Genomic DNA, 8,020 nt, shown 5'->3' with positions numbered 1-8,020 from the left:
TCCAAGGGTGCCTTGCCGGACTGCGCATTCGGTTTCGGCTGAAAAGTCTGAGAGCCACAAGTCCGGAAAGGGCGAAAATCGCATCAGCGAGTTGCGCCGAGAAACGATCCAGCGCGCGATGGCTTTGGTGCCTAGGGTCGACGCCGAGACGATCGAGGCGAGTTTCAAGAACGGCGTATTGCGGGTGGCCCTGCCAAAGTCCGAAAAGACAAGGAAGAGCGAGCGCGCCATTGAGGTGAAGGCCGCTTGAGAGTCCGCGCGGCGCGCCGGTTCTTGTCCGGTCCATTGCCAAGGCGATATGCGCCGCCGCCGAGGTGAGAACAGCATCAAGGGGAAAGTGGCCGATGGCTAGGTCACCCTGCGGGGCAAAGTCGAATGGATTTAGCAGCGCAACGCAGCTCAATCCGTGGTCAGTGGGATATCAGCGATTCCCGGGCCACCTGCGCCTTGCCGGGGCGTACTGCTTTCGTTTCGACACCTTCGATCTTCTTCGTGGTGAAAATCGATGCGCCTTCACCCCTCGTTCTCCGGGAAAAAACAGGCCGCGGTGTGAATGTCAGTCCCCAGTTCAGGTCTCTCCGCGCGGCACTTGGCCTGGGCCTTCCAGCAGCGGGGGGCGAAGGGGCAGCCGTCGGGGACGGACAAAGGCGACGGCAATTCTCCTTCGAGCTTGATGCGAACCTTTTCCTTGGTCGGGTCCGCCTGCGGTGTCGCGGACAGCAGCGCCACGGTATAGGGATGCTTCGGGGCTGCGAACAACGCATCCTTTGGCCCCTTTTCGACGGCACGACCCAAGTACATGACGATCAGCTCGTCGGCCACATGGCGCACCACGCCCAAGTCGTGGCTGATGAAGAGATAGGCCAGTTGGAGCCTTTCCTGCAGACCCAGCAGAAGGTTCAGGATCGCGCTCTGGATCGACAGGTCCAGCGCAGAAACCGGCTCGTCCAGCACCAGCACCTTGGGGTCGAGCATGAGCGCACGAGCAATTGCGATCCGCTGGCGCTGGCCGCCAGAGAACATGTGTGGGTAGCGGTCGAAATGCTCGGGCCGCAGACCGACAAGCTTCAGCATGTCTCGGGCCTTGGCCTCGCGTTCGGCGCGCGGCATGGTGGTGTTGATCACCAGGGGTTCCATCAGGATCGTGCCGATCCGCTGGCGCGGGTTCAACGACCCGTAGGGGTCCTGAAACACGATCTGCACGTCCTTGCGCAGCACGGCCCAACTTTCCGGCACCACCGCCTTGCCGTCAAGGCTAAGGGCGCCCTTCGTCGGTTCCTCGATCATCGCGACCATCCGCGCGAGGGTGGACTTGCCGCAACCGCTTTCGCCGACGACAGCCAAGGTCTTGCCGGGCACCACCTGAAAATCGAGCCCGCCCACAGCCTTGAGCACGCGGGGCTTCTTCATGAAACCACCACTGACATCGTAATGCCGCTCCAGCGCGGTGGCCTGCATCACCGGGGTGTCGGTCATGATGCAATCCTTTCGTCGGTATTGAGCGGGTAGAAACAGCGTGCATACCCCAAGTCCGGCCCAAGTGCTGGCGGAGGCGTCGATTTGCAGCGCGCATCGGCGAACTTGCACCGGGGCGAGAACAGGCAGCCAGCAGGACGGTCGAACTGTCCCGGCACGACGCCGGGAATGGTCGGCAGCAATCGCGCCGTCGCGCGTTCGGGCAGCGCGTCCAGCAGGGCCGCAGTATAGGGATGGTGCGGGGTTGCAAACAGGTCGACGACGGGCTGCTCCTCGACCTTCTGGCCGGCGTATTGCACGCTGACCCGCTCGGCTGTTTCGGCGACGACGCCCATGTCGTGGGTAATCAGCACCAGGCCCATCCCGGTCTCGTGGCGCAGCGAGGCCAGCAGATCAAGGATCTGCGCCTGAATGGTCACGTCGAGCGCGGTCGTCGGCTCGTCCGCGATCAAGAGCTTGGGCTTGCAGGCGATGGCGATTGCAATCATCACGCGCTGGTTCATGCCGCCGGACAACTGGTGCGGAAAGGCCGACAGACGCTTTTCGGGGTCTGGAATTCCGACCTGTTCAAAGAGCTCGACCGCGCGGGCATGACGCGCGCGCCGGTCCATGCCAAGGTGAAAGCGCAGCGCCTCCTTGACCTGCCAGCCGACGGTGAAACAGGGGTTCAGCGACGACATGGGTTCCTGAAAGATCATCGCAAGGTCCTTGCCGATTATGCGGCGGCGGGCGCGTGGGTCGATGCGCAGCAGATCGTGGCCATCAAAGGTGATCTCGTCCGCGGTGACCTTTGCGGTCCAGGGCAGCAGGCCCATCACGGTAAGCATGGACACCGACTTTCCGGACCCGCTTTCGCCGACAACGGCCAGAATCTCGCCGGTATCGACGTCCTGATCGACGCTGTCGACGGCCCGGAAACTGCCAGAGGACGTGGCGAATTCTACGGTGAGGTTGCGGATGCGCAGCAATGCCATGAGCTCAGCTCCGTTTCAGTTTCGGATCGAGGGCATCGCGCAGGCCGTCCCCCATCAGGTTGATCGCCAGCACGGTGACAAGGATCGCGATGCCGGGGAACGTCACGACCCACCATGCCCGCAGGATGAACTCGCGCGCTTCGGCAAGCATGGTGCCCCATTCGGGCGTGGGCGGCTGCGCGCCCATCCCCAGAAATCCAAGCGCGGCTGCATCGAGGATCGCGGTCGAGAATGACAGTGCCGCCTGCACGATGATCGGGGCGAGGCAGTTCGGCAGCACGGTCACGAACATCAGCCGCCACAGGCCGGCACCGGCCACGCGAGCCGAGGTGACGTAGTCCTTCTGCCGTTCCGACATGACACTGGCGCGGGTCAGGCGGACGTAGTGGGGTTGCAGCACGATCGCGATGGCGATCATCGCATTGGTCAGAGACGGCCCGAGGATTGCGACAAGCACCAGCGCCAGCAGCAGCGACGGAAACGCGAGGATGATGTCCATCACGCGCATGATGATGCTGTCCAGCCACTTTGGCGCAAAGCCGGCCAGCAGGCCGATCAGGATGCCTCCGGTGGCGGCGACGGTGACGACCACGATGCCGACGAAGAATGAGAACCGCGCCCCGACGATCAGGCGCGAAAGCATGTCCCGCCCCAGCGGGTCCGTGCCAAGGATGTATTTCCAGCTCCCCCCCTCCTGCCATACTGGCGGCAGCAGCGTATCGGTGCGGAACTGAGCGGTTGCGCTATGGGGCGCGATCCAGGGGCCAAAGACCGCAAGGATGGCGAAGACGGCGAAGATCCACAGGCCGATGACGGCACCGCGATTTTCGCGGAAGTAGAACCAGAACTCGCGCAGGCGGCCCGGGCGTTCGTGGACCATCTCGGCTTCGGCAGAGAGTGCGTCATCCATGTCAGCGCTTCCTGATTTTGGGGTTGATGACGCCGTAGAGCATGTCGACGGTCAGGTTGACGATCATTACCATGACGGCGATCAGCAGCAGACCGCCTTGCACGACCGGATAATCGCGCCGGAAAATGCTGTCGACCATCCACTTGCCGATGCCCGGCCAACTGAAGATCGTCTCGGTCAGGATCGCGCCCGCCAGCAGCGTGCCGACACTGAGGCCGATGACAGTGATGACGGGGATCATGGCGTTGCGCAGGGCGTGGATGCCGTTTATCCGGCCGGGCGACATGCCCTTGGCGCGGGCGGTGCGGATGTAATCCTCGCCCAGCACCTCCAGCATGGCGGACCTGGTCTGGCGCGCGATGACCGCCAGCGGGATGGTGCCCAGCACGATCGTCGGCAGGACAAGGTGCAGCACGGCGGATTTGAAAGCCCCGCTTTGACCCGATGCGAGGCTGTCGATCAGCATGAACCCGGTGGCGTCCGGGAAATAATAGAGCAGGTCGATCCGGCCCGACACGGGGGTCCAGCCCAGATTGCCCGAAAAGACGATTATCAGCAGCAGGGCCCACCAGAAGATCGGCATCGAATACCCGACGAGGGCCGTCGACATCAACGCGCGATCAAAGAACTTGCCGCGGTTCACGGCCGCGATGACACCTGCCGGCAGTCCCAGCAGCAGGGCAAAGATCATTGCGCAGGTCGACAGTTCGAGCGTTGCGGGGAACAGGGTAAAGAATTCGTCCCAGACCGGCCGCTTCGTCACGAACGACGTGCCCAGATCGCCTTGAAGCACGCCGGTCAAGTATTCCCAGAACTGCACGTAAATGGGCCGATCAAACCCGTACTGGATGGCCAGCTCCGCATAGCGCTCTTCGGTCAGCCCGCGTTCGCCCGCCATAACAGTGATCGGATCGCCCGGCAGCGCGCGGATAAAGCCGAAGGAAATCAGCGTCACGCCAATGAAAGTGGGAATGAACGTCAACAGCCGGCTGAGGACGTAGTTCAGCATGTCAGCACCGTTAACTCCTTCGTAAAGTGCGTCAGCGTTTCGCAACCGTCTTCCGTGATCAGGACGTCGTCCTCGATACGGACACCGAAATTACCGATCTCATAAAGGCCGGGTTCGTTCGTATAGACCGTTCCAGCCGGCAGAACCATGTGGTTCCCGCGCATGATGTACGGTGCCTCGTGAACGTCGCGCCCAAGACCGTGTCCAGTCTTGGTACGGATGCGGTCGGCAAAGGGCGAAGCTTCAAGCACGGATATCACCGCGTCGTCGATGGCATGGGCGGTGACGCCGGCCCGGGTCACGGCCAATCCCGCGAGGTTGGCGCGCAGGACGGCGTCATAGACCGCGCGCCCTTCGTCGGTGACGTGGTTCAGAAAAACGGTGCGCGTGATGTCGGCAGAGAATCCGTCGCGGCGCGCGCCGAAGTCCAGCAGCAGGGCGTCGCCGGCCTTGACGCGGTAATCGTCGCGGGCGTGTGCGTGGGGCATGGCCGACCCGTCGCCAGCCGCCACGATCGGCGTGAACGCGAGGTCGTCAGCACCTTCGTCGAACAGCATCTGAACGAGTGTCCGTTCGATCTGCTTTTCGGTCTGGCCCAGCCTGACGGTTTCGAGCGTCCGCGTCAGGGCGCGTTCGGAAATGTCGATGGCCCGCTGAAGCGCGGACAGATCGTCAGACGTCTTGATCATGCGCAGGGCGGAAATCTCGCGTTCTGCGTCGATGATGGTCAGGTTTGGCTGTGCTGCCAGCATGGCGTGATGCACGAAGACACGCATCACCTGCCCTTCGACCGCCACGGAGGAAATGGACAGGTGTCGCATCAGGTCGTCGAAGGCCTTGGAATAGCCGTCCTGATCGCGCCAGTCGAAGACGGCACCGTCGAACCCGACCAGCGCCCAGCTGCCCAATTCCAGGTTGGGCACGACCGCGGCGGCCGGACCATCCGCCGGAATTACCAGAACCAGTGGCCGTTCGTGGCTGCCGAACCCATGCCGCACGGCACGCATGAAATTCGGGCCGGGCACCAGCGCCACGGCATCGACATTCAGATCGGCGGCAACGGCCGCATATTCCGCAAGGCGGTCGGTGAGCGATGAGGACACGTGGTTTTCCGATTTGAAACAAGTGGGGGCGGCACGTCACTGTGCCGCCCCGGAAAGCCAGGCTGTCAGATTACTCTGTCAGTCCGACCGCATTGAAGATGTGCCCACCCAGCGGGTGCACGACATAGCCTTCGACCTCGGGACGCATGGGCATGAAGACGACGGAATGCGCGATCGTGGCCCAGGGCGCCTGGTCCTTGAAGACCTGTTGCGCCTGTTCGTACAGCGGCGCACGCTGTTCCTGCGTCGGAAGCACCTTGGCCTCCTGGATCAGCGCGTCGAACTCTTCGTTGCACCAGTTGGCGCGGTTCGAGTTGCCGACGGCGTCACAGCCCAGCAGCACGGCCAGGAAGTTGTCGGGATCACCGTTGTCGCCGGTCCAGCCCAGCAGGACGGCGCCGTCACGATCGGCCGCCTTGGACCGCTCTAGGTACTCGCCCCATTCGTAGGACACGATCTCGACATCCACGCCGACCTTGGCAAAGTCGGCCTGCATCAGTTCGGCCATGCGACGGGCGTTGGGGTTGTAGGGGCGCTGCACCGGCATCGCCCAGATCTTCATCGACAGGTCGGTGACGCCTTCGGCCTCGAGCATCGCGCGCGCGGCTTCGGGATCGTAGGGATCATCCTCGATCGCCTCGTTGTAGGACCACATGGTCGGCGGCAGCGGGTTCTTGGCGATCTGGCCCGATCCCTGGAACACCACGTCGATGATCGCCTGCTTGTCGATCGCCATGTTCAGCGCCTTGCGCACGGTGGCGTTGTCGAAGGGGGCGACATTGGTGTTGTAGGCCAGGTAGCCGACGTTCAGGCCTTCTTGTTCCATCACCACGATGTCTTCGGCATCCTTCATCGCCTGCACGTCTGCGGGGTTGGGATAGGCCATGATGTGGCATTCGCCCGCCTGCAGCTTCTGATAGCGGACCGAGGCGTCGGGCGTGATCGCGAAGATCAGGCTTTCGACCTTGGCGGGTTCGCCATAGTAGTTGTCATTGCGCAGATAGCGGATGACGGCGTCCTTCTGGTAGGCTTGGAACGTGAACGGGCCGGTGCCGATGGGCGCCTGGTTCAGCATTTCCGGCGTGCCTGCCTCCAGCATCGCGTCGGCGTATTCCTTGGACACGATCGATGCGAAATCCATCGCCATGTTGGCAATGAACGGTGCCTCGGGGCGGGTCAGGTTGAAGCGGACGGTATAGTCGTCGACTTTTTCGATGCTTTCGATCAGGTCAGGCATCGACATCGAATTGTAGTATTCCCAGGTGCCGCCCGAATAGCTGTTATAGGGGTTTTCGGGGTTGCCTTGGCGGTCGAAGCTGAAGATCACGTCGTCCGCGTTGAAATCGCGCGTCGGCGTGAACTGGTCGTTGGAATGGAACTGGACACCCTCACGCAGCTTGAAGGTGACGGTCAAGAGGTGTTTCAAAGTACAAATTTTCTGATGTCGTCGAACTATTTTATGCGTTTTCAACCGGGTCACCACTCCCTTACGATAAGCAAGCCCTTGTGAGTTCTCTTCGTGAAATGTCATTTCTGGAAAATTACGAGTATGAGGCTCACGGCGACTCAATGGGCCAGCTTTTGGCATGCTATAACAAATTTTCCTTGAAAGTTTCAAATCTTTCAGGAAATTGGACATTCAACCAAGAAAGACTGCCAGAAGTATCACGCCCATTCGGAAATAGCGTCACCTCAATATTCTCTCGCACTCAGCCGATGGCTGCATTTGGAGCAGAATGCAAAAGATTGATGGAAAAAGGCGTCTACAAGAATCTCGACGAAATTTTAAATGCCGTCGAGGGTCTTGAATTTCGCAAGCAACCTGAAGAATCCATGGACCAATTACTATTGGTCCTCAATCAAATCGGCGGAAAAGCCAAAAAAATTGGCGATGCGCAAAGATTCTACTTTCAGCTGGCATTTAGGGAGTTATTCCTCCCCGATGCTGCGCAATATAGAGACTTGAGCGGTGCATGGACTAGCGCCCAGGAGAAGTACGAGATGTTGTACACTTAGCGCGGTTTCCTAGCAATGTTGAATTTAGAGCAGCTAATTGCGGAAGGGGCTCTGTTGCGTCCAGCCCCCGAGGGCGGAAGTATTTTAGTACATCACAATATTGACTTGCTAACGGTTAGAGGAGGCTTGTCTGACTTTACAAAGGGGTCATTCTTTTCGTGCCCAAGTTTGTCTAGCCGAATTAATTCGGCGTCTTTCGCTCGACTTAGAGATACGGAGGGCAGGCAAATCGGATGGTTCATACCATCCTTATACTTTTCCGAACCAATTGAATTCAGCGACAAAAGGTTCCTATCTGATTTTGCCTACGCAGCTTTCACACACTTTTGGAGTTCTGAAAGCTATAGAGAGATACGAGAGCAAGTCACCAAAGAACTATCTTCGGACATTGAATTTCACAATTTAATACCGGAGAACTTAGGGTTTATTGTAATTTCAAAGGAAGCCTACAAGAAAGCTAAGCTCCAATTGTCTGAGCTAAAGATTTCACTATTAAGATGCGGTATATGGGCATTCGACCAGAAAGTTGATT

8 protein-coding genes are annotated in these 8,020 nt (G+C 60.0%); 2 read left to right on the top strand and 6 right to left on the bottom strand.

The genetic code is table 11. From position 1 onward, the window contains the following. A partial coding sequence (locus ACOI1H_RS21995; protein WP_422440196.1) for an Hsp20/alpha crystallin family protein occupies positions 1-250 on the top strand: 250 nt, incomplete at its 5' end. Positions 251-513: 263 nt separating this feature from the next. Here the strand turns inward: ACOI1H_RS21995 and ACOI1H_RS21990 are convergent. The 6 genes from ACOI1H_RS21990 to ACOI1H_RS21965 form a co-directional block, all read right to left on the bottom strand. Further along, positions 514-1,476 carry an ABC transporter ATP-binding protein gene (locus tag ACOI1H_RS21990; RefSeq protein ID WP_422440194.1) on the bottom strand — a complete coding sequence of 321 codons (963 nt, stop codon included), beginning with the start codon at positions 1,474-1,476 and terminating at the stop codon, positions 514-516. Beyond that, positions 1,473-2,450, bottom strand: coding sequence for an ABC transporter ATP-binding protein (locus ACOI1H_RS21985; RefSeq protein ID WP_422440193.1), 978 nt, complete (start codon positions 2,448-2,450; stop codon positions 1,473-1,475). Before ACOI1H_RS21985 ends, ACOI1H_RS21990 begins: the two co-directional genes overlap by 4 nt. Positions 2,451-2,454: 4 nt before the next feature. After that, on the bottom strand, positions 2,455-3,360 hold the full coding sequence (locus ACOI1H_RS21980; RefSeq protein WP_422440191.1) for an ABC transporter permease subunit: 906 nt from the start codon (positions 3,358-3,360) through the stop codon (positions 2,455-2,457). Between the two features lies 1 nt (position 3,361). Next, positions 3,362-4,369, bottom strand: coding sequence for an ABC transporter permease subunit (locus ACOI1H_RS21975; protein WP_422440190.1), 1,008 nt, complete (start codon positions 4,367-4,369; stop codon positions 3,362-3,364). Continuing rightward, positions 4,363-5,472 carry a M24 family metallopeptidase gene (locus ACOI1H_RS21970; protein WP_422440188.1) on the bottom strand — a complete coding sequence of 370 codons (1,110 nt, stop codon included), beginning with the start codon at positions 5,470-5,472 and terminating at the stop codon, positions 4,363-4,365. The genes ACOI1H_RS21975 and ACOI1H_RS21970 overlap by 7 nt, the downstream gene beginning before the upstream one ends. Before the next feature lie 70 nt (positions 5,473-5,542). Next, complete coding sequence (locus ACOI1H_RS21965; RefSeq protein WP_422440186.1) at positions 5,543-6,898, bottom strand: ABC transporter substrate-binding protein; 1,356 nt, start codon at positions 6,896-6,898, stop codon at positions 5,543-5,545. A gap of 80 nt (positions 6,899-6,978) precedes the next feature. On the opposite strand from ACOI1H_RS21965, the gene ACOI1H_RS21960 reads away from it, so the two are divergent. Beyond that, positions 6,979-7,488, top strand: a complete 510-nt coding sequence (locus ACOI1H_RS21960; RefSeq protein WP_422440185.1) for a hypothetical protein — start codon at positions 6,979-6,981, stop codon at positions 7,486-7,488. The last annotated feature ends 532 nt before the right edge of the window (positions 7,489-8,020 follow it).

Source organism: Loktanella sp. DJP18 (genome assembly GCF_049310965.1).
GTDB lineage: Bacteria > Pseudomonadota > Alphaproteobacteria > Rhodobacterales > Rhodobacteraceae > Loktanella.
This window is presented reverse-complemented; position numbering and strand designations above follow the sequence as displayed.